The following is a 21269-nucleotide window of genomic DNA, read 5'->3' as shown; positions in this document are numbered from 1 at the left end:
ATCCCCATGACCCAGTCCAGATCCGAATTGCTGATGCCTGCGGGCAATCTGCGTAAGTTGAAACTCGCCATCCTCTATGGCGCGGATGCGGTCTATCTGGGCACACCGGATATGTCGCTGCGGACAAAGTCCGAGTTCTCGCTGGAAGAGGTGATAGAGGGAGTCGAGTTTTGCCACAACCATGGCCGGCGCGCGTACCTGACGCTGAACCTGTTCTCGCACAATAAGGACATTCCGAAGCTGGACGAATACATCGACACTGTCCGCACGGTGAAACCTGACGGGCTGATCATCGCCGACCCCGGAGTGTTCCAATACGTCCGCGAACGCGCGCCGGAACTGCCGCTGCATATCTCGACGCAAGCCAATATCTGTTCGTGGTTGTCGGTGAAGTTCTGGCAGGATCAGGGGGCCGAGCTTGTGGTTCTGGCCCGCGAAGTCTCATACCCCGAATTGGTCGAGATTCGCGAGAAATGCCCCGATATCAAGCTTGAGGCGTTTGTGCACGGGGCCATGTGCATGACCTATTCGGGCCGCTGCCTACTGTCGAACTTCATGGCCGAACGCGGGGCCAATCAGGGCAACTGCGCCAATTCCTGCCGCTGGAACTATGGCCTGAAACTGCGCCTCAAAGATGGCACGCATCAGGAGCTGCGCATCACCGATGAAAACGCCGACCTATTCGAATTCCTGCTGGAAGAAGGCTGTCGCCCCGGTGATTTGATGCCCATCGAAGAGGATGATCGGGGATCCTACATCCTCAATTCCCGCGACCTGTGCATCATGCCCAAGCTGGATGAATACTTGAAGATCGGTGTCGACAGTCTGAAAGTCGAAGGGCGCGGCAAATCGGAATACTATGCCGCCATCGTCGCGCGCGCCTATCGTATGGCCATCGACGACTATCACGCCGACCCTGAGAACTGGGACCCGAAGCCCTATATGCGTGAACTCGAAACAATCGGGAACCGCGGCTACACGCTGGCTTTCCACGAAGGCCGCCTGACCAATTATGCACATGATTACGAACACACAGCCTCGATCGCGCAGTGGGAATATGCCGGGATCGTCACCGAGGTGACCGAGGATGCCTTTCTGGTCGAGGTGAAAAACAAGCTGGAACCGGGGGATGTATTGGATTTCGTCTCTCCGGTTTCGCGCGAGACGGTTCTGCTGCGGGTCTATGACTTTGAACGCGCTCATGATGGGGCGCGGCTGGACGTTGTGCATGGCAGTACCAAAACCATCATCCGCCTTCCCTTCACCCTGTTCGATCACGAGGATATCGACGATCTGCGCACCCGTTTCCCGATCTACTCCGTCCTGCGCAAAGAACGTGCCCTGACCGACGAACATTGGAGCCGCATCCGCTTTGACAAGCTGGTGCAGGGGCTGGAAACCTCAGGTCGCGACAACCCTAAGGCCTATACCCGCCGTCGTGACGAGCTGGTCGAGAAAATCGGCGAAGACGGCAATGAGCGTCGCTTCAAAACCAATCGTATCGGAACCGAGGGATGTTGCGGCAAAGGCTGCAACGGCTGTTTGATCTTCTGGCAGGATGAGAAATACGCGCTCGCCCGCGAGGTCCTATCCAAACGCAAACAGGGTGACCAACTCAGTCGTCAGGAAGCGACCGAGCTGAAGCTGCCTGACCCGGCGGCCTGAAGATCACTCTGCGACACGATACTCTTCGGGTACGTAAAACGTATAGTCCCGGTCCGCGACGGCCTCGTGGCAGACATGGCAGTAATCGACCTCTGACGCGCGAAAGCCCATCGTATCACCGAACAGCGAACCGTCTGGCATCACCATGATATAACGCCAGTCGGCTGTTTCCGGGTTGGTGCCTTCTGGCAGTTTCTCCATCACGAACAGGGCACCGGGATGGATATTGCCCTCATCTGTGACAGTCATACTGTCTTTGGCTAGGACCGAGCCTGCAGGCAGCTCTTCGCCTTCTTGCAATGTGCCGTAGTTGTGGGCCATGCGGTTCGCATAGCTGTTGACATAGCGCTGCCCATGCGTGGCCGAGATGTAGGGCGCATCGTTGAACAAAGGCCAGTTCTGATAGTTTCGGATCAAGTCCATCTGTGCCGCCGCATAACCCCGCGACATGCGTCGTATCAATGACTGATAGTGTTTCTGCGCTTGCTCCTTGGTCAGATCAGCTGGGTTTTCAATCGCCAAATGCGCATCCTGATCTTTGGTCTGAGCAGATGCCGCGTGGAGAACAAATCCCGAGATCGCCAGAACAGCCGCGATACCCAAGACTTGCCGGTGACTTACAATCATATTGTGGCCTCCCTGACTGATCAGTTCGCCTAAATGCCGCTTTGCTTCAGAAAATGGTAGCGGCCTTAATTGGTGTTACCAGCACCGCCCCGGCAATCTCACCACCTTGTGTCTGTCGGTGAGTTCCCCATCCAGAGCGGGTCTGCGCCGAAGATACCAAATTTTGAACAAGGAAACAGCACTCAATTCATTAAGTTTTTCGCGTGAAGCCACGGCGCATGCCCTTAGCGGTTTAGCCCGGCTTCAGCCTCGATCTGCTTTCGCGATTTCCGGGCCCGTTCGGTGGCCGATTTTAACTGGCCACAGGCCGCCATGATATCCTCACCCCGCGTTTTGCGGATGGGTGAGGCATAGCCCGCCTGATAGATGATGTTCGCAAAGGCGCGGATACGATTGTTCGAGCTGCGCTTGTAGGGCGCGCCCGGCCATTCGTTGAACGGGATCAGGTTGATCTTGGCCGGGATGTTATGGCGCTTGATATGTGCGATCAGGCGATGCGCGTCTTCGTCGCTGTCGTTCACGCCATCCAGCATCACGTATTCGAACGTGATCCGTTCAGAATTCGACGCGTTGGGATAGCTGGCCAACGCCTGCAGCAGTTCCTCGATATTCCAGCGCTTGTTGATCGGAACAAGTACGTCGCGAGTTTCATCAGTGGTAGCGTGGAACGAGATCGCCAACAGGCATCCAATTTCTTCAGCCGTGCGCGCGATCTCGGGTACCACACCCGAGGTCGACAGCGTGATGCGGCGACGGGACAGAGAAATCCCCTCGGGGTCCATCGCAATCTTCATTGCGTCACGGACGTTTTCAAAGTTGTAAAGCGGCTCGCCCATACCCATCAGCACGATATTTGACAGCAGGCGTGTTTCATCTTTGGGCGCACCCGGTGTTGGCCATTCCTCAAGATCGTCACGCGCCATCATGACCTGCCCGACAATTTCGGCCGCTGTCAGGTTGCGCACCAATTTCTGCGTGCCCGTGTGGCAGAAGGAACAAGTCAGCGTACAGCCCACCTGAGATGAGATGCATAGCGTTCCGCGATCATCTTCAGGGATATAGACAACCTCAACCTCGTGCCCGCCCGCGATACGGCACAGATACTTGCGGGTGCCGTCCTCTGAGACCTGACGGGTCACGACTTCGGGGATTTCGATTACGAACTGCTCGGCCAGTTGCGCGCGATAGGCCTTGGCCAGATTGGTCATCTCACCAAAATCACGCACACCCCATTGGTAGATCCATTGCCAAATCTGCCCCGTGCGCATCTTCGCCTGCTTTTCGGGCGTGCCGTGTTCAATTAGCGCCTCACGCAATTGATCGCGGGTCAAACCGACAAGGTTCATCTTCCCCTCGGGCAGTTTGCGGGGGATGGTCATGACGTCTTGAGTGATCGGCGCTTTGGGCGACATTGGCGTATCTCGGTGGATTCTGGCTTGGGATGCGCCTCTATATAGGAACACACGTAAAGATCAAAAGAATTCGTGCTTCAATTTGCGTAACGCAACAATTCGTCAACCCGCGCCCGGCCAAGGTCAACCCGACAGGCTGTGATGGCGATCCCCGTACCCGATCCTCCGCCGAACGAAGCACCTACCGCTTCGCACTGCGCATCGCGATAGGCCACCCACGCGTTTTGCGAGGCCTCCAGCGCAGGCACAGCGACGACCCGTCCAGTGACCTCGTCCAGTTCTTGTGCGGAGCCAAGCACCAGCGAATAGCTGGAGTCTATCGCAGCGTTTACCCGCAACTCCATATCCGAAACACAAGATCCAATTTCCACCTGCGAACCGGCGTCAATACACTCCATAGTTGGATCCGCAATTGCGGATATCGGAAACATCAAAAAAACAAATGCCCATCGCATCCATCAATCCTCCAGACAGAGATATCTGTCTATCACAGATCAAGATGCGCGCCCAATCAAGATGGGCCACTAAAGCAGAAACTTAAGCGGCCCACTGTTGTTAGTTTACTGCGGGCGGGATGTAGCAATCTTCTGCATCCAGGGTCTTTACGGGATCTTCCGGACCACATTGCTCACCCGTTATCGGATAGGTTTCCGATCCTTTCTCACAACCTGCAAGGATCACCGCAGACGCCATCAAGAGCACTGCCAGGTTTTTGCTTAAGTTCATTGCCGACTCCTCAACAAATTCTGAACTAATTAGTTCAGTAAACGGGGACGCAGGCTTTGACACGGATCAAGAAACACCGCTCTACGTAGCGTAAATTTCTGAAAACACACAGGATCGGACCAAACAAATAAAACCCCGCCGGAAAGCGGGGTTTCGGAATTTGATCTGCTTGTGGCTTAGTTCGTGCAGCGCGTTTCCGCGTCTTCAATCGCGGCCGTAAAGCCCAGCAACGAGAAAGTGTCCTTGGTCTGCGTACCACGTTCCGAACGGGCGGTCAGCACCGCCTCACTTCCGCGCTTCATCGCTGTGACGATCTTGGCATCATCCGAGGCGGTCGCAGGCCATGCCCACTCACCATCGGTGAACAGCTCGAACTCGCTGCCATCGACAACCAAATTGACAGTAGAACCAGACGCAAACGGATAGCCGCCGGTAAAGGTCACCTGCCCTTTAACCTCGGCATTCGGGCGATAGAACACAAACAGCAGGATATCGCTGCGCCGAACGGAAACGACCCGGCCACCGCGTGTGTTCACGGTCTCTTTCGGGGCAGAAACGCTCCAGCATTCGGTTGGGTCGTCCTCGACAAACACGCTCCAGTCCGTTTTTGCAGCGACGCGATTGGTACTGGTCGCCTGCTGCGCAATTGCCGTTGTCGCCATTCCTGCCATGCACAGGCCCGCGATTACGCGGACGAGCTTTAATCCCATCGGTTCAGCCTCCTAGCCCGACCTATTACCTCATACCCATCGGAAATACGTGCGAACTCTGCCGGTTCGTCTGTTCAGTTGCGTATTCCGATGATTGTCGACATACACACACTAACGCAGGTTTCGCCACAGGCGAAAGGGCGATTGGCAGATTTTTGCGCATGATTGATGGGGTGGACATGACACAAGCCGTACCAATGACAGAACTCTGGCGCGGGTCACTGTTGGAAAGCCTGCATATGGGCCATGCAGTGATCTGTGACGATAGTGGTCAGATCGTGCGCAGCTGGGGTGATCCAAACGCGGTGATCTATCCCCGTTCCTCGGCCAAAATGATCCAGGCCCTGCCGCTGATCACCTCGGGTGCGGCTGCAAAATACGGTTTGAACAGCGAGCATCTGGCCTTGGCCTGTGCTTCACATAACGGGGCGCATATCCATACTGACCGCGTGTCCGCATGGCTCGATCATCTCGGTCTGTCCGAGCCCGATCTGCGCTGCGGCCCACAGGAACCTGCCGACATGGCGGCCCGCGACGGGTTGATTCTTGCGGACGATGCACCCTGCCAGATTCACAACAATTGCTCAGGAAAGCACTGCGGCTTCCTTACTTTGGCGGAGCATATGGGGGCCGGGCCGGAATACTTGGAAATAGATCATCCTGTTCAGCAGGCCTGCCTGTCTGCCATCGAAGAAACCACAAGCGAAACCAGTCCCACCTACGGAATCGACGGGTGCTCCGCCCCAAATTTTGCGACATCACTGGTAGGGCTTGCGCGATCAATGGCTTGGTTTGCCTCTGCCGCAGACCGTTCGGACCGCTCCAGCGAAGCAGCGGTGCAGCTCACAGAAGCGATGGTGAAACATCCCGAACTTGTCGCAGGTGAAACTCGCGCTTGTACCGAGTTGATGCGAGCGATGAACGGGCGCGTTGCAATCAAGACAGGGGCCGAGGCCGTCTTTGTTGCCATCATCCCTGAAAAGCGCATGGGCGTTGCGCTTAAAATCACTGACGGCACTACCCGCGCCAGCGAATGCGCCATTGCCGCGATTCTAGTGCATTTAGGTGTGCTAGAGGCCGATCACCCGGCCACTCGCAAATTCATGAATGCCACACAGTATAGCCGTCGTGGGCTGGAATGCGGCGCTATCAAACCTGCACCGGGCTTCCCCGGCTGAGGATTACATCTCGATCTCGTGGACCTCGGCCACCTCGACCGAACCCGAGCCGTTCACAACCATCGGGCAGCCCTTGGCCATCTCGGTTGCGGCGTCAATGCTATCAGCCTTGACCACCGTGAAACCCGAGGCCGGGTTTGCACCACCATTGTCTTCGATCCCACCACTGCTGACCGTGTAGGACTGGCCTACAGGATTTCCCGGAATCTCTAATGAGCCGCCGATTTCCTGAAACCAAGCGCCCCAAGCGGCCATGGTCGCCTCGATCTCGGCGGGATCGGTTGGGGTGTGACCCCCGTGATAAACAAACAAATATTGGGGCATATCGCTCCTCCCTGATGAAAACCTATTTGCAAAGTGCTTCGAGTTTGCGCAGCGACGATGTCCAGCCTTCGTTGTGGTTCGTGGCCGACTCGGCATCGACAAGTTCACGGTGATCAACCACCAGCCGTGATCCGCTGTTGGTCGCGGTAACCGAAAAGGTCACATGGCTTTCCGCACCGCGCTGGTCCTGATCGTCATGCCAAGCCCACGTAAATCCAACAGATTTTGGTCGATCGATATGGGTAACGTGACCCGAGACTTTGAACTGCTGACCCTCGCCATTCTGCATAACCGAATACCACGGACCAATGCGCGAAAAGTCGAGATCATGTTCCGGTACATGCAACCCTTCGGGCCCCCACCACTGCAGAAGCTTCGCACCATCGCTGACCCATGCGAACAGGACCTCGGGACTAACGGGAAAATCTCGTTCCAGTTTCAGGTCGGCCATGAATTTTCCCTTTCAATAAGCTCTTCCAAACGGTCGAGGCTGCTTTCCCAGAAATGTCGTTTCGAAATCGTCCATTCGGCTATCGCGCGCAGACCCTCGGGCTGCACCGAGTACATCCGTTGCGTGCCGTGTACCCGCTGCTGCACCAACCCGGCCTCGCGCAAAACCTTCAAATGGCGCGAGATCGCGGCCCCTGACATGCCCTTGCCTTCTATCAAATTACCGACGGGCAGTTCGCCTTCGTCCATCAGTTGCTCGACAATCGAGAACCGAGTGGCATCAGACAAAGCGGAGAATGTGACCAGAAGCGTATTCATGGCTTTATTTAACACAATAGTTAAATTAAAGGAAGCCCCTTAGAGGCCTTGAAATTCTGACCTGCCATAGCCCTGCAGATACAACAACGCTGTCAGATCGCCGTGATTTATGCGGACATCACATTCGGCAGCGACCGAAGGCTTGGCGTGCAACGCGACACCCGTCCCCGCCCGACCCAACATTCCCAGATCATTCGCTCCATCGCCAACGGCAATCACGTCAACCTCGGAGATACCTAGGCGTGTTGTGATCTGCTCCAATGCCTCTATTTTGGCCTGTCGCCCAAGAATGGGCCGCTTCACGTCGCCGGTAAGCTTGCCATCCTCAGCCAGCAATGTATTCGCCCGGTTCTCATCAAACCCAAGCTCTTCGGCGACCTTAGCCGTAAAAGCCGTGAACCCACCCGAGACCAGCGCTGCATAGACCCCATTCGCGCGCATCGTGGCAAGTAACGCCTTGCCGCCGGGCATCAGCGTGATCCGTTCATTCAGAACCTTGCCGATCACGCTTTCATCCAGCCCTTTCAACAAGCCCACACGCTCAGTCAGCGCACCTTCGAAATCCAGCTCGCCGTTCATTGCACGCGCGGTGATATCCTTGACCCGATCACCGACACCAGCCTCATCAGCCAGTTCATCGATGCATTCCTGTTGGATCATGGTGCTGTCCATATCGGCCAGCAGCATCTTTTTCCGGCGACCGTCAGCTTTTTGCACGACCAGGTCCACGCCCATCTCTTGCAACTCGCCCCAAACGTCCCAGCGATTGTCGGGAATTTCTGGCAGGGAAAACTCGGCCGCCTCATCGAGGCTCAGCCAGTTCGCATCACCCCCGCCCCATGCATTCCGCAACGACTCAACCAGCGTCGCCTCTAAAGAAGGGGCCGCAGGGTTGGTCAGCAGAGTAGCTACATACATGTCAGGCCTCCGATTAGCGCACCTGCGGGATATCGCAGGTGCAGCATTTTCACCAGAGGCAGATTGATCTAACCGAGAATACCAGGCAGGCGCAGCCCATGTTCGCGAGCGCAGTCTTTCGCGATCTCATACCCCGCATCTGCGTGACGCCAGACGCCTGAGGCAGGGTCGTTCCACAGAACGCGCTCCAATCGCCGCGCGGCATCATCGGTCCCATCGGCGCAGATCACAACACCCGCGTGCTGACTAAAGCCCATGCCCACGCCGCCGCCATGATGCAGCGAGACCCAGGTCGCACCGCTGGCCGTATTGATCAGAGCGTTCAACAGCGGCCAATCCGACACTGCATCCGAGCCGTCCAGCATCGCCTCGGTCTCGCGGTTCGGGCTGGCGACCGAGCCCGAGTCCAGATGGTCTCGGCCAATGACAACAGGCGCTTTCAACTCGCCATTGGCAACCATTTCGTTGAAGGCCAGCCCCGCGCGGTGGCGATCTCCAAGGCCGATCCAGCATATACGTGCGGGCAGACCCTGAAACGCAATGCGTTCCTGCGCCATATCCAGCCAACGATGCAGATGCTCGTTCTCGGGGAACAGCTCCTTCATCTTGGCGTCGGTCTTGTAGATATCCTCGGGGTCACCCGACAATGCACACCAGCGGAACGGGCCGATGCCCTTGCAGAACAGCGGCCGGATATAGGCGGGCACAAAGCCGGGGAAGGCAAAGGCATTCTCCAAGCCTTCATCCTGCGCCACCTGACGGATGTTGTTGCCGTAATCCAGCGTCGGAACGCCCGCGTTCCAGAAATCGACCATTGCAGCGACATGCTGTTTCATCGAGGCACGGGCGGCCTTTTCAACCGCTTTAGGATCAGTTTCGCGCTTGTCCTTCCACTGCGCCATGCTCCAGCCAATCGGCAGATACCCATTGATCGGGTCATGGGCGCTGGTTTGGTCAGTGACGATATCGGGGCGCATGCCACCGGCCTGCATCCGCGCATAAATTTCGGGGAACACCTCAGCCGCATTGCCTAGCAGACCCACAGATTTCGCCTCGCCCGCCTTGGTCCAGCGGTCGATCATCTCAAGCGCTTCGTCGAGAGTCTCGGCTTTTTCGTCCAGATACTTGGTGCGCAGGCGGAAATCGATAGAATCCGGATTGCACTCGACCGCCAAACAACTGGCCCCGGCGAACACTGCCGCCAGAGGCTGTGCGCCACCCATGCCGCCCAGACCGCCGGTCAGAATCCACTTGCCAGTCAAGTCGCCGCCATAGTGCTGACGGCCAGCCTCGGCAAAGGTTTCGTAGGTGCCCTGTACGATGCCCTGCGTACCGATATAGATCCACGAACCGGCCGTCATCTGGCCGTACATCATCAGCCCCTTCTTATCGAGCTCGTTGAAGTGATCCCAATTGGCCCAATGAGGCACGATGTTTGAGTTGGCGATCAGAACCCGAGGCGCATCCTTATGGGTGCGGATGATCGCCACCGGTTTGCCCGACTGGACGATCAGGGTTTCATCCTCTTCCAGATCTTTCAGCCCTGCGACGATCCGGTCGAAATCGTTCCATGTCCGCGCCGCGCGACCGATGCCGCCATAAACCACCAGCTCGTGCGGGTTTTCGGCCACATCCGGATGCAGGTTATTCATCATCATCCGCAACGGCGCTTCGGTCACCCAGCTTTTTGCGTTCAGTTCGGGGCCGGTGGGCGGATAGATATCGCGGGTATTCTTGCGAGGATCGGTCATGTCAAAGCTCCAATGCAGTGTCTTGGATGGCGTCGAGAATATCCACCAACCAGCGACGCAGGCGCTTGGCTTTCGCCTCGTCAAACGCCCACGGAGGGGTTTCGGCGGACAGATAGGTAGATTGCGCCAACTCCATCTGGATCGCGTGTTGGCCTTCATCAGGACGGCCATAGTGGCGGGTCGTCCAACCCCCTCGGAATCGCCCGTTCAGGACGGTGCTGTAAGGGGAGGAATGCGAAAATTCATAGGCCGCGGCCTCAATGCCGGGGGCACAGGTCGCGCCACCATCGGTGCCGATGTTCATATCTGGCAGGGTGCCTTCAAAGAGGAACGGAATCTTGCTTCGGATCGAGTGGCAGTCAAACAGGATCGCAACACCGTGTATTGCCCGCACCCTTTCAAGCTCTTGCTCAAGCGCGTTGTGATAGGGCGCGTGGTAGGCGGTTCGACGTACCTCGATCTCATCGACTGAGGGCTCCTGCCCCTCGGTCCAGATCGGCTGACCGTCAAAATCGGTCAACGGCACCAGAGTTGTTGTGTTCTGCCCAGGATACAATGATACGCCCGCAGGGTCTCGATTAGCGTCAATGACATAGCGGTGGATATGGGATTGCACGACCGTCGCGTTGGCAACGAGCCCATCGTAGAGCTGATTGATATGCCAATCCGTATCCGCCAGCGCCTGCCCATTCGCATTCAGTCGCGCAGCAATGTCGTCGGGCACATACGTACCGCCATGCGGCTGTCCCAGCACGATGGGCCCATCGCCACGCTGAACACTGAAAACCTGCATCACGACAGCTCCGGCATGGGCATTGCAGCTGCCTGCAAAATAGTTCCGCTTTCGACTAGGGACTTCGCGGTTTCCAATTCAGGCGCCAGATAGCGATCATCGCCAAGCGACGGGATATCGTCGCGCAAACGCCCAACCACGCTGGTTAGCGCTTTGCTGGTCGCAAGAGGTGCGCGGAACTCGATGCCTTGCGCGGCGCAGAGCAGTTCGATCCCCAGAATATAGTTCAAATTATCAACCATCCGGCCTAAACGCCGCGCCCCGTGGGCAGCCATCGAGACGTGGTCTTCTTGATTGGCCGATGTAGGTGTGCTGTCGGTCACACATGGGTTGGCCAGATGTTTGTTCTCGCTCATCAACGCAGCCGTCGTGACCTCGGCGATCATCAGACCCGAGTTAAGCCCCGGCTCGGGCGTCAGGAAGGGCGGCAGATCAAAGCTAAGCGCCGGGTCGACCATTAATGCGATCCGACGCTGTGCGATCGCCCCGATCTCTGACAGGGCCAAAGCAATCATATCGGCGGCAAAGCCTACCGGCTCGGCGTGGAAATTCCCGCCCGAAACGATTGCATCCGGATCGGTCAGAACCAGCGGATTATCAGTGGCCGCGTTGGCCTCAGTTACAAGAGTTGCGGACGCCTGCCGGATCACATCCATCGCTGCGCCGGTCACCTGTGGTTGGCATCGGATGCAATATGGATCCTGCACTCGCGTATCCCCATCACGGTGACTTTCGCGGATCTCAGAGCCCTCCAGAGTGGCCCGCATCGCCGCCGCCGCTTCGATCTGCCCACGATGCCCGCGCAACGCGTGAATCTCGGGTTGCAGAGGGGCGGTGGATCCCATGATCGCATCAGTTGAAGCCGCCGAAATCACCAGCGCATTTTGTGCTGAACGCCAACCTTCGAACAATCCGGCCAGAGCAAAGGCAGTCGAAAACTGCGTCCCGTTGATGAACGCAAGGCCCTCCTTTGGACCAAGTTGAATCGGCTCTAGCCCAGCTGTTTTCAGAGCCTCTGCACCCGGCATAACAACACCGTTCACCTCTGCCTCGCCCTCACCGATCACCACAGCGGTCATATGGGCCAGTGGCGCAAGATCGCCAGACGCGCCGACCGAACCCTGTGCCGGGATCACAGGTGTCACACCACACGCCAGCATCTGTTGCAGCAATTCGACAAGTTCCCAGCGGACACCCGAAGCACCTCGGCCGAATGACAGCAACTTCAGTGACATCATCAGCCGCGCCAGACGACGCGGCACTGCCGGACCCACCCCGCAACAATGGCTGAGGATCAGGTTGCGCTGCAGGGTTGAGGTATCTTTGGCCGCAATCTTGTGACTCGCCAGTTTGCCAAAGCCGGTGTTGACGCCATAGACGGGCTCGCTTCCTTCGGCAGCCTGCGCAATGCGTGCAGCAGCGACCTCAACCTTGGGTCGGCAGGCGACGTCAAGCGAAATGGCGGCTTCGGTCCAGTAGATCTGGGCAAGCTGTTCCAGCGAAACCTGACCGGGGACAAGCAACAGAGGTGTCATTCCAGACCTCCAAAAATACGTTTATGCAGAGGGTTGAAGCCGATGCGATAGGACAGCTCTGCAGGGTGAGTGGCATCCCAGACGGCCAGATCAGCGCGCAATCCGGGCGCGATCACGCCGGTATCATCCAGACCCAAAGCACGGGCCGCGACGCGCGTAACACCTGCCAATGCTTCCTCAGGCGTCATGCGAAACAAAGTGCACCCCATGTTCATTGTTAGCAGCAGAGAAGTCAGGGGTGAGGACCCCGGATTGCAATCGGTCGCCAGTGCTATGGGAACATTCTTCTGGCGCAACAATTCAATCGGCGGAGCTTGCGTTTCATGCAGCGTATAAAACGCGCCGGGCAGCAGGACCGCGACCGTTCCGGCCCCAGCCATGGCGGTAACGCCGTCGGCGTCCAGATATTCGATATGATCAGCGGATATCGCTCCGTAAGCTGCCGCCAGCTTAGCCCCACCTAGATTTGAAAGTTGTTCAGCATGCAGCTTCACCGGTAGGCCAAGCTCTTGCGCGACAACAAAAACCCGTTCGATCTGTGTTGGATCAAATGCAATGCCTTCGCAGAACCCATCCACCGCGTCCACCAGCCCTTCGGCATGGGCCGCGCGCAGTGTCGGAATGCAGACCTCGTCAATATAGGCGTCATCCCGACCCGCATATTCTGGCGGAACGGCATGTGCGCCAAGAAAACTGGTGTTGACCCGAATAGGGCGCTCCCGCGCTATTCGGCGCGCCGCGCGCAACATACGCAGTTCGGTTTCGGTATCGAGCCCATAACCCGACTTCACCTCGATGCAGGACACACCTTCGGCCAGCAATGCGTCCACGCGCGAAAGCGCGCCTGCAAGCAGCTCTTCTTCTGTTGCTGCCCGCGTGCCGTTTACGGTCGACAGGATGCCTCCACCCGCGCGGGCAATTTCTTCGTAGGTCGCGCCCTTCAGGCGCATTTCGAACTCAACCGCGCGGTTGCCGCCAAACACAACATGAGTATGAGCATCAATCAGAGCAGGCGTGATCAAGCGGTCACCATAGTCGTTCTGCGGCCACTCGGCATATGACGGCGGCATTGCCGACCGAGCGCCAACCCAAACGATTTCCGACCCATCGATGGCAATCGCACCATCCTCGATCATCCCATAGGGTTGGTCGCCCCCCATGGTGGCTACATGTTTGCTACGAAGAACAGTTTTTTTCGTCATGGCGATTCTTTTGGGCTCCCCCTGCGCTTGATTTTTTCGTATACGGCTAAAAATATAAAGTCTACACAAAATGGAATTACGATGACGGTTCATGCTAAAACGGCCCTGTTAGGCTCTGAGTGGGTGCACAACCTACGAGTCGAAATCGAAGACGGTCGGATCGCTGCGCTGAAATCAGGGACCGAGCCAAATCCCGAAGACACTCGGGTCGACGTGTTGCTGCCCGCTTTGGCGAACCTGCACAGCCATGCTTTTCAACGCGCCATGGCGGGCATGACCGAAACGCGCGTAGCGGGGCGCGAAAGCTTTTGGACCTGGCGTACCTTGATGTACCGATTTCTGGACCGCCTCACTCCTGCACAGATCGAGGCCATTGCTGCATTGGTCTATATGGAGATGCAGGAAGCCGGGTATGCTGCGGTCGGGGAATTCCACTACGTCCACCACCAACCCGGCGGCACGCCTTATGCGCAGTTGTCTGAGCTGAGTCAGCGCATCTTCTCGGCAGTCAGCCAAACCGGGATTGGATTGACACATCTACCGGTGCTCTACACCTATGGCGGCGTCGCGCAAGAGCCTCTGACCGGTGGTCAATTGCGGTTCGGCAATGATGTGGAAAGGTTCCTGCAGCTTGTCGAGGACTGTAAGCCGCTGATGCCTTATGCAGACAGCCAGATCGGCATCGCGCCGCACTCTCTGCGTGCGACCTCGCCTGATGATCTACGGCAAGTGCTGAACGCTACCCCACGAGGCCCGGTGCACATCCACATCTCTGAACAAGAGAAGGAGGTCACGGATGTAGAAGCCGCTCTGGGTCAACGACCGGTAGATTGGCTGCTGAGCAACGTGGATGTGAACGAACGATGGTGCCTGATCCATGCCACTCATATGACAGACGATGAAACCCGCGCTCTTGCCCGATCCGGGGCTGTGGCCGGTCTTTGCCCGATCACAGAGGCCAATCTGGGGGATGGTATTTTCAATGGTGCCGTCTACATCGAGCAGGGCGGTGCCTTTGGTGTCGGTTCAGACTCGAATGTGCGTATTTCGCTGCCCGAGGAATTGCGTACGCTGGAGTATTCTCAACGTCTGCGCGACAAGGCCCGCACTGTGCTGGTACGTGGCGAAGGCTCGGTCGGTCAAACGCTGTATACCGGAGCCGCCCGCGGTGGCGCACAGGCGCTGGGGCGCGACGCCGGAGAGATCGCAATAGGTCATCTGGCCGATCTGGTTGCGATCGATCGAAGTCACCCCACCCTGTGTACTTTGCGCGACGATCAATTGATTGACGGCCTGAGCTTTGCCGCGCCTGACGGAACAGTGACCGACCTTTGGTCTGCCGGGCGACATCAGGTGAGCGGCGGGCGCCATATCGCCCGCGATGCGATCCTGAACAATTATCGTGCCGCGATAAATGACCTTTTGGAAGACATCTGAACTGATATGACCCAAACCAGCGACACAACCAGCTACAAAGACATTAAGCAAACCGTCCTGCGCCGGATCCGCTCGGGCGAGTTGCAGCCCGACGCTCTGCTTCCCAATGAGCAAGAATTAGCGGTCGAGTTTTCGTGCACCCGCACCACAGTCAACAGAGCACTGCGGGAACTGGCGGATGAAGGGTTTCTTGAACGGCGCCGAAAGGCAGGCACCCGGGTCCTTAGCGCACCGCAGCGACAGGCGCGCTTCACAATTCCTCTGGTCCGAGATGAAATCGAAGCGGCGGGCGGAACCTATCGCTACGCTCTTGTGTCATGTGAAACGCAGATCGCCCCAGACTGGCTGGCGGCCCGGTTGGCCCTACGTGCTGATCAAAGTGTGATGCACGTGCGATGCATGCATTTCTCCGGCAATTCACCTTTTCAGTTCGAAGACCGCTGGATCGTGATAGACAGCGTACCTCAGGTCACGCAGGCAGATTTCTCTAGCGTCGGACCCAATGACTGGCTGGTGCAAACTGTCCCGTTCACCAATGTCGAGTTGACCTTTCTGGCCAGCCGCGCCGATACCACTTTGGCCGGATTTCTGGACGTTCCCGAGGGTGAACCCGTTTTTACTGCCGAGCGTATCACATGGCTGCAGGGTCAGCCGGTAACGTTTGCCAAGATGTATTTTGCGGCCGGATATCGGATGACGACCGAGTTCTGATTGTCCGGGCTTTACGCTTCCCCAATTCCACGACAGATTTGCTGCAGAATGTGCGCGTCTGCTGGAAAGGATATCGGGATGGGCAACCCGCTTTATGATCGTTTGCTGGGCATCCATGCAGGCAAGGATACGCCATTTTTGCACCTTCCGGATGGTCAGACTTTGACCCATGCCACGTTTCTGGACACGGCGGCCCGTCTGGCCAACACCATGACAGGACTGGAAATGGAACCGGGCGACCGCGTGGCGGTGCAGGTGGAGAAATCCGTTGAGGCACTGGCGCTTTATGCCGCCTGTGCCCAAGCGGGGCTGATCTTTCTACCTCTCAATACGGGCTATACGACGCAAGAGCTAAGCTATTTCATCGAAAACAGCGGCGCCTCACTGGTGGTGTGCGATGAGGCAAACGAGGCAGGGCTTGCCGAGATCGCGCAAAAGAACAATGCCCGGCTTGAAACACTGAACGCCGACGGTTCAGGCAGCCTGATGCGGCGTGCACTTGGGATGCTTCCGGCCTTTCAGCCGGCACACCGATCAGAAGATGATCTGGCTGCGTTTCTATATACTTCAGGCACGACGGGGCGTTCGAAAGGGGCAATGCTGACGCAGGCGAATCTGCTGTCGAACGCGGAGACCCTTGTGCAGGAATGGCGATTCACAGATGATGACGTGCTGTTGCACGCGCTGCCGATCTTTCACACGCATGGACTGTTTGTTGCGACAAATGTCGTACTCGCATCGGGCGGGTCGATGATATTTCTGCCGAAGTTCGACCTGGAAGATATGTTACGCCTGATGTCACAGGCAACGGCGATGATGGGGGTGCCGACGTTTTACACCCGCCTGCTAAGCGACGACCGCTTCGCCCAAGATCTGACTCAGGATATGCGGCTGTTCATCTCAGGTTCAGCGCCTTTGCTGGCAGATACCCACGTCCAATTTGAAGACCGTACAGGTCATCGCATCCTGGAACGCTATGGCATGACCGAGACGAACATGAACACTTCTAACCCCTATGACGGCGAACGCCGGGCGGGAACGGTCGGATTTCCCCTGCCGGATGTTGAACTGAAGGTCACAGACCCCAAAACAGGTCAAACCCTAGCAGATGGTGAGATCGGCATCATCGAGGTGCGCGGTCCCAATGTGTTTCAGGGCTACTGGCAAATGCCCGACAAAACCGCCGCAGAACTGCGTGAAGACGGGTTCTTCATCACTGGCGATCTGGGTCGGATCGACGAGGACGGCTATGTCCATATCGTCGGGCGCGAGAAAGACCTGATCATCTCGGGCGGGTATAATATCTATCCCAAAGAGATCGAGCTGCTGCTAGACGAACAACCCGGCGTGCTGGAAAGCGCGGTAATTGGCGTCCCGCATCCGGATTTCGGAGAAACCCCGGTTGGCATTCTGGTCCCTGCCCCTAGTCACACGCCAGATATCGAGGCCATCATGGGTGCGGTTCGGGACGCGCTCGCCCGGTTCAAACATCCCCGCCAGTTGATCCTGCTGGACGAGCTCCCCCGCAACACAATGGGCAAGGTGCAAAAGAACATCCTGCGTGACCGCTGCAAAGACCTTTTCACCAAGACCTGATCTTCAAGGCAAAAGCGCAACGCGACCCTTGTCCGTCAACAACCAGCAATCCTGTCCTTCGAACACCACAACGCCAACCTGGCGGCCATACCCTGCGCCGCTATCCAGGTTGATGCGATTGCCGTAATGCGTTGATTGATCCACCGGCGTATGCCCATGGACGATCAGTTTCGGATGCGGACCTCGGTGGTTGTGAAAGGTTTGCCTGATCCAGACCAGATCATTTTCCCGTTGTTCGCTCAGCGGAATACCGGGCCGAATGCCCGCATGGACAAAAGCAATCTCGCGCGTTTGATGCATGGCGATGAGCCCTTGCAGAAATATCCGATGCGCATCGGGAACCGCACCCCGCGCTGTTGCATGCAGATCCTCGAGCCGTGTCTGCTGATCGAAGAACACGCCATAGCTTTGTAGTGTTTCGACACCACCCAACCGCTCGTGCAGCCAATGATATCCGACCAACATATGCGGATCGTGACGCGGGACATCTTCGAGGAACCATGAAAACATCCGGTCATGGTTGCCCAGCAGAGTGATCCAGCGCTTGCCCGCATCGCGACCAGCGATCAGCCGATCCAGAACGCCCCGGCTGTCGGGGCCCCGATCAACGTAATCGCCCAGATACACGATCTCGGCATCGGGGCCGCCATCGCGTTCGATCAGCGCCAAGGAGCGCTCGAACTCATCCACGCGGCCGTGCAAATCTCCAATTGCGTAGATCGGATTGGTCATCAGCTTCCCCTCGGGCAATGGTGATTGCCGCACTTCTGGCGCAAAATCAGCACTTTGAAAAGGCGATGCCCACGCTTTGGACAAGCGCGGGCATCAATCTGTCACAGAAGTTCAACAGCGACCGTCAGGCCACGTCAAACTCCAACGGTTTGATCTGAGTAAACAGACCTGTCTCGGCGAGTTTGGCGCGCGCCTCGGCTGGTACCGGTTCATCAACATAAAGCAACGCAATCGCCTCACCGCCGGCTTCGGATCGTCCAAGAGTAAAGTTCGCGATGTTCACATCGTTCTCGCCCATGGTCTGTCCTAAAGCACCAATGATGCCCGGCACGTCTTCGTTAGTCGTATAGAGCATATGCGCCCCGATCTCGGCATCGATATTGATGCCCTTGATCTGAATAAACCGCGGCTTGCCGTCGCTGAACACCGTGCCACCGATTGAGCGTTCACGCTTTTCAGTCACCACAGTGACCTTGATATAGCCTTCGAACGCACCGGATTTGTCCTGATTGGTGGTCGATATCTGGATACCACGCTCTCTCGCGACAACCGGGGCCGAGACCATGTTCACCTCGGGATTGAATTTCTTCATGATCCCGGCAACGACCGAACAATTCAACGCAGCCAGGTTCATGTTCGCAGCGACACCGTCATAGAGGATGTTGATTGCCTTGATCGGCTCATCCGTCATCTGACCAATGAAGCTGCCCAGATGCCCGGCCAGCTTGATCCACGGCCCCATGACCTTGGCCTCCTCTGCCGTCACACTGGGCATGTTCAGTGCGTTCTCGACCGCTCCGGTCAGCAGGTAATTCGAGATCTGCTCGGCCACTTGCAGCGCCACGTTCTCCTGCGCCTCAGTCGTGGCCGCACCCAAGTGCGGTGTGCAAACCACATTGGGTAGGTTGAACAGGGCGTTCTCCTTGGCCGGTTCCTCACTGAACACGTCAAAGGCCGCACCGGCGACATGACCCGATTGCAACGCCTCGGCCAGCGCGTCCTCGTCGACCAGACCGCCACGGGCGCAGTTGACAATGCGCACGCCTTTCTTGGTCTTGGCCAGATTCTCACGGCTGAGGATATTGCGCGTCTGATCGGTCAGCGGCACGTGCAGAGTGATAAAGTCAGCGCGGGCCAGAAGCTCGTCCAATTCGACCTTTTCCACACCCATCTGCGCGGCTTTCTCTTCGCCAAGATAGGGATCATAGGCGACAACCTTCATCTTCAGACCCAAAGCACGCTCGCAGACGATGCCACCAATGTTGCCCGCGCCGATCACGCCCAGGGTCTTGTTGGTCAGCTCAATCCCCATGAACTTGGACTTTTCCCACTTACCCGCATGGGTCGAGGTGCTGGCTTCGGGGATCTGCCGCGCCACGGCAAACATCATCGCGATGGCATGCTCGGCGGTGGTGATCATGTTGCCGAACGGTGTGTTCATCACGATCACGCCTTTTTTCGAGGCCGCATCCTTGTCGATATTGTCGGTGCCGATCCCGGCACGACCAATGACTTTTAACTTGTCTGCCTTCTCCAGAATGGTTGGCGTGACTTTGGTGGCAGAACGGATGGCGAGGCCGTCATACTGACCGATCACCTCGGCCAGCTTGTCTTTATCCTTTCCCAGATCGGGCATGAAATCCACGTCGATGCCACGGTCGCGGAAGATTTGAACGGCGGTTTCGCTCAGCTTGTCAGAGACGAGTACTTTGGGAGCCATATTTTTGGTCCTTGAACATTGTGGAAGGTCCGGGCCGGATGCGGCCCGGTAGAAAAGTTCAGGCAGCTTCGGTTTGCGCTGCAATCTCGGCTTCAAAAGCCCATGCAAGCCAGGGCAGCATCGCCTCGATATCTGATGTCTCAACCGTGCCGCCGCACCAGATGCGCAGACCCGCAGGGGCGTCGCGATAGGCACCGATATCAAGCGCAATGTTTTCGGCCTCAAGCCGTTTGGCGACGGCTTTGGCAAAAACGGCACCATCTTGAATGCGCGTATCGGTGAACTTCAGACAGACCGATGTATTTGATTGAGTTGTCGAGTCTTCGGCCAGATTGGCGATCCAGTCATTTTGGTCGCAGAACGCATGAACCGCGCCAGCATTGGCATTCGCACGAGCAATCAGCCCCTGCAAGCCTCCGACTGAACGCGCCCAATCCAACGCGAAAAGGTAATCCTCAACCGCGAGCATTGAGGGTGTGTTGATCGTCGCGCCGGTGAATATCCCATCAATCAGCTTGCCACCTTTGGTCAGTCGGAAGATCTTCGGCAAAGGCCATGACGGGGTGTAACTCTCCAAGCGCTCGACCGCGCGCGGAGACAGGATCAGCATCCCATGAGCCGCCTCTCCGCCTAGAACCTTCTGCCAACTGAACGTTGTCACATCCAACTTGTCCCATGGCAAGTCCATCGCGAACGCAGCGGATGTCGCGTCACAGATCGTCAGACCCTGACGATCATCGGCGATCCAGTCGCCATCTGGGACCCGCACACCCGAAGTCGTTCCGTTCCATGTGAACACCACATCGTTGGCGAAATCGACGGACGCGAGATCAATGATCTGCCCGTACTCGGCGGTTTTCACTTCAGCGTCGATTTTCAGTTGCTTGACCACATCAGTCACCCACCCCGCGCCAAAGCTTTCCCAGGCCAGCATTTCAACTTTGCGCTCACCCAGCAAAGACCAAAGCGCCATCTCAACCGCACCGGTGTCCGAAGCTGGTACAATGCCGATGCGATAATCCGCTGGAATGCCTAGAATCTCTCGCGTGCCTTCAATGGCCGCCTTCAGCTTGTCCTTGCCAACCGCAGCCCGATGCGAGCGGCCCAAGGCGGCATCCGCCAGTTTGGTCAGATCAAATGTGGGGGGTTTGGCACAGGGGCCCGAGGAAAAACGCGGGTTGGCCGGCCGCGTCGCCGGTTGTTCGATAGTCATGTGTATTACCCTTCCAGATACACGCCCCTCGTTGGGGAGGGGTGTCCCACGCACAGAGGTATGGGTCGTTTGCACCTGCAGCAAGCGTAAAAGACGCTTCATCAGCGGAAAACGACACTGGAAATAGGCTCAGATCGGAACACAGGTTTCCGATGGGCGAAAACCCCCGCCAGTTGGCGGGGGTTTATTGATTGAGGTTTACTCTGCTGCGTCCATGTATTCGGTCATTGGAGGGCATGTGCAGATGAGGT

At 57.3% G+C, this 21269-nt stretch carries 21 protein-coding genes; 5 read left to right on the top strand and 16 right to left on the bottom strand.

Annotation, left to right across the window (positions count from 1 at the left end):
* Positions 1 to 6: 6 nt before the first annotated feature.
* Positions 7 to 1665 (top strand): U32 family peptidase, encoded by a 1659-nt coding sequence (locus tag ACR0AY_RS16545; protein WP_170514923.1) that lies wholly within the window; start codon positions 7 to 9, stop codon positions 1663 to 1665.
* 3 nt (positions 1666 to 1668) lie between these two features.
* Here ACR0AY_RS16545 and ACR0AY_RS16540 read toward each other — a convergent pair whose 3' ends face one another.
* The 5 genes from ACR0AY_RS16540 to ACR0AY_RS16520 all read right to left on the bottom strand — a co-directional run bounded on the left by ACR0AY_RS16540 (position 1669) and on the right by ACR0AY_RS16520 (position 5140).
* A complete protein-coding gene (locus tag ACR0AY_RS16540) occupies positions 1669 to 2292 on the bottom strand; it encodes a cytochrome P460 family protein (protein ID WP_170425939.1) in 624 nt (207 codons plus the stop codon).
* A gap of 224 nt (positions 2293 to 2516) precedes the next feature.
* Complete coding sequence (rlmN, locus tag ACR0AY_RS16535; RefSeq protein WP_170399071.1) at positions 2517 to 3704, bottom strand: dual-specificity RNA methyltransferase RlmN; 1188 nt, start codon at positions 3702 to 3704, stop codon at positions 2517 to 2519.
* Positions 3705 to 3781: 77 nt separating this feature from the next.
* On the bottom strand, positions 3782 to 4102 hold the full coding sequence (locus ACR0AY_RS16530; protein WP_170514925.1) for a lysozyme inhibitor LprI family protein: 321 nt from the start codon (positions 4100 to 4102) through the stop codon (positions 3782 to 3784).
* Between the two features lie 157 nt (positions 4103 to 4259).
* Entirely contained in the window at positions 4260 to 4430 is a 171-nt protein-coding gene (locus ACR0AY_RS16525; protein WP_170399076.1) for a hypothetical protein, read from the bottom strand.
* A 176-nt stretch (positions 4431 to 4606) separates the two neighbouring features.
* Positions 4607 to 5140, bottom strand: coding sequence for an invasion associated locus B family protein (locus ACR0AY_RS16520; RefSeq protein WP_170399079.1), 534 nt, complete (start codon positions 5138 to 5140; stop codon positions 4607 to 4609).
* Positions 5141 to 5319: 179 nt separating this feature from the next.
* Between ACR0AY_RS16520 and ACR0AY_RS16515 the strand changes: the two genes are divergently transcribed.
* Positions 5320 to 6318 (top strand): asparaginase, encoded by a 999-nt coding sequence (locus ACR0AY_RS16515; RefSeq protein WP_170514928.1) that lies wholly within the window; start codon positions 5320 to 5322, stop codon positions 6316 to 6318.
* A 3-nt stretch (positions 6319 to 6321) separates the two neighbouring features.
* On the opposite strand, the gene ACR0AY_RS16510 is transcribed toward ACR0AY_RS16515, so the two are convergent.
* The 8 genes from ACR0AY_RS16510 to hutI form a co-directional block, all read right to left on the bottom strand.
* Positions 6322 to 6642: a YciI family protein gene (locus ACR0AY_RS16510; RefSeq protein WP_170399083.1), complete on the bottom strand. Its 321-nt coding sequence runs from the start codon at positions 6640 to 6642 to the stop codon at positions 6322 to 6324.
* A 22-nt stretch (positions 6643 to 6664) separates the two neighbouring features.
* Positions 6665 to 7093, bottom strand: coding sequence for an SRPBCC family protein (locus ACR0AY_RS16505; RefSeq protein ID WP_170399086.1), 429 nt, complete (start codon positions 7091 to 7093; stop codon positions 6665 to 6667).
* Positions 7081 to 7410 (bottom strand): metalloregulator ArsR/SmtB family transcription factor, encoded by a 330-nt coding sequence (locus ACR0AY_RS16500; protein ID WP_170399088.1) that lies wholly within the window; start codon positions 7408 to 7410, stop codon positions 7081 to 7083. The genes ACR0AY_RS16505 and ACR0AY_RS16500 overlap by 13 nt, the downstream gene beginning before the upstream one ends.
* Before the next feature lie 39 nt (positions 7411 to 7449).
* On the bottom strand, positions 7450 to 8328 hold the full coding sequence (serB, locus tag ACR0AY_RS16495) for a phosphoserine phosphatase SerB (protein WP_170399090.1): 879 nt from the start codon (positions 8326 to 8328) through the stop codon (positions 7450 to 7452).
* A gap of 68 nt (positions 8329 to 8396) precedes the next feature.
* Positions 8397 to 10079, bottom strand: a complete 1683-nt coding sequence (hutU, locus tag ACR0AY_RS16490; RefSeq protein WP_170399092.1) for a urocanate hydratase — start codon at positions 10077 to 10079, stop codon at positions 8397 to 8399.
* A 1-nt stretch (position 10080) separates the two neighbouring features.
* Positions 10081 to 10872, bottom strand: a complete 792-nt coding sequence (gene hutG / locus ACR0AY_RS16485; protein ID WP_170399094.1) for an N-formylglutamate deformylase — start codon at positions 10870 to 10872, stop codon at positions 10081 to 10083.
* A complete protein-coding gene (hutH, locus tag ACR0AY_RS16480; protein WP_170514932.1) occupies positions 10872 to 12407 on the bottom strand; it encodes a histidine ammonia-lyase in 1536 nt (511 codons plus the stop codon). The genes hutG and hutH overlap by 1 nt, the downstream gene beginning before the upstream one ends.
* Positions 12404 to 13609: an imidazolonepropionase gene (hutI, locus tag ACR0AY_RS16475; protein WP_170514935.1), complete on the bottom strand. Its 1206-nt coding sequence runs from the start codon at positions 13607 to 13609 to the stop codon at positions 12404 to 12406. The genes hutH and hutI overlap by 4 nt, the downstream gene beginning before the upstream one ends.
* 81 nt (positions 13610 to 13690) lie before the next feature.
* Between hutI and ACR0AY_RS16470 the strand changes: the two genes are divergently transcribed.
* The 3 genes from ACR0AY_RS16470 to ACR0AY_RS16460 all read left to right on the top strand — a co-directional run bounded on the left by ACR0AY_RS16470 (position 13691) and on the right by ACR0AY_RS16460 (position 17353).
* Positions 13691 to 15046, top strand: coding sequence for a formimidoylglutamate deiminase (locus tag ACR0AY_RS16470; protein WP_170514938.1), 1356 nt, complete (start codon positions 13691 to 13693; stop codon positions 15044 to 15046).
* 6 nt (positions 15047 to 15052) lie between these two features.
* Entirely contained in the window at positions 15053 to 15757 is a 705-nt protein-coding gene (locus ACR0AY_RS16465; protein WP_170399103.1) for a GntR family transcriptional regulator, read from the top strand.
* A 78-nt stretch (positions 15758 to 15835) separates the two neighbouring features.
* Complete coding sequence (locus ACR0AY_RS16460; protein ID WP_170514941.1) at positions 15836 to 17353, top strand: malonate--CoA ligase; 1518 nt, start codon at positions 15836 to 15838, stop codon at positions 17351 to 17353.
* 3 nt (positions 17354 to 17356) lie between these two features.
* Here ACR0AY_RS16460 and ACR0AY_RS16455 read toward each other — a convergent pair whose 3' ends face one another.
* The 3 genes from ACR0AY_RS16455 to ACR0AY_RS16445 all read right to left on the bottom strand — a co-directional run bounded on the left by ACR0AY_RS16455 (position 17357) and on the right by ACR0AY_RS16445 (position 21018).
* Positions 17357 to 18085 (bottom strand): metallophosphoesterase family protein, encoded by a 729-nt coding sequence (locus tag ACR0AY_RS16455; protein ID WP_170514944.1) that lies wholly within the window; start codon positions 18083 to 18085, stop codon positions 17357 to 17359.
* Between the two features lie 124 nt (positions 18086 to 18209).
* Positions 18210 to 19805: a phosphoglycerate dehydrogenase gene (serA, locus tag ACR0AY_RS16450; protein WP_170399107.1), complete on the bottom strand. Its 1596-nt coding sequence runs from the start codon at positions 19803 to 19805 to the stop codon at positions 18210 to 18212.
* 58 nt (positions 19806 to 19863) lie between these two features.
* Positions 19864 to 21018 carry a phosphoserine transaminase gene (locus tag ACR0AY_RS16445; RefSeq protein ID WP_170514947.1) on the bottom strand — a complete coding sequence of 385 codons (1155 nt, stop codon included), beginning with the start codon at positions 21016 to 21018 and terminating at the stop codon, positions 19864 to 19866.
* Positions 21019 to 21269 lie beyond the last annotated feature (251 nt).

The organism is Ruegeria sp. A5, from assembly GCF_056543005.1.
Note: the sequence above shows the minus strand (reverse complement) of the source record. Positions and strands in the feature narration are given on the sequence as shown.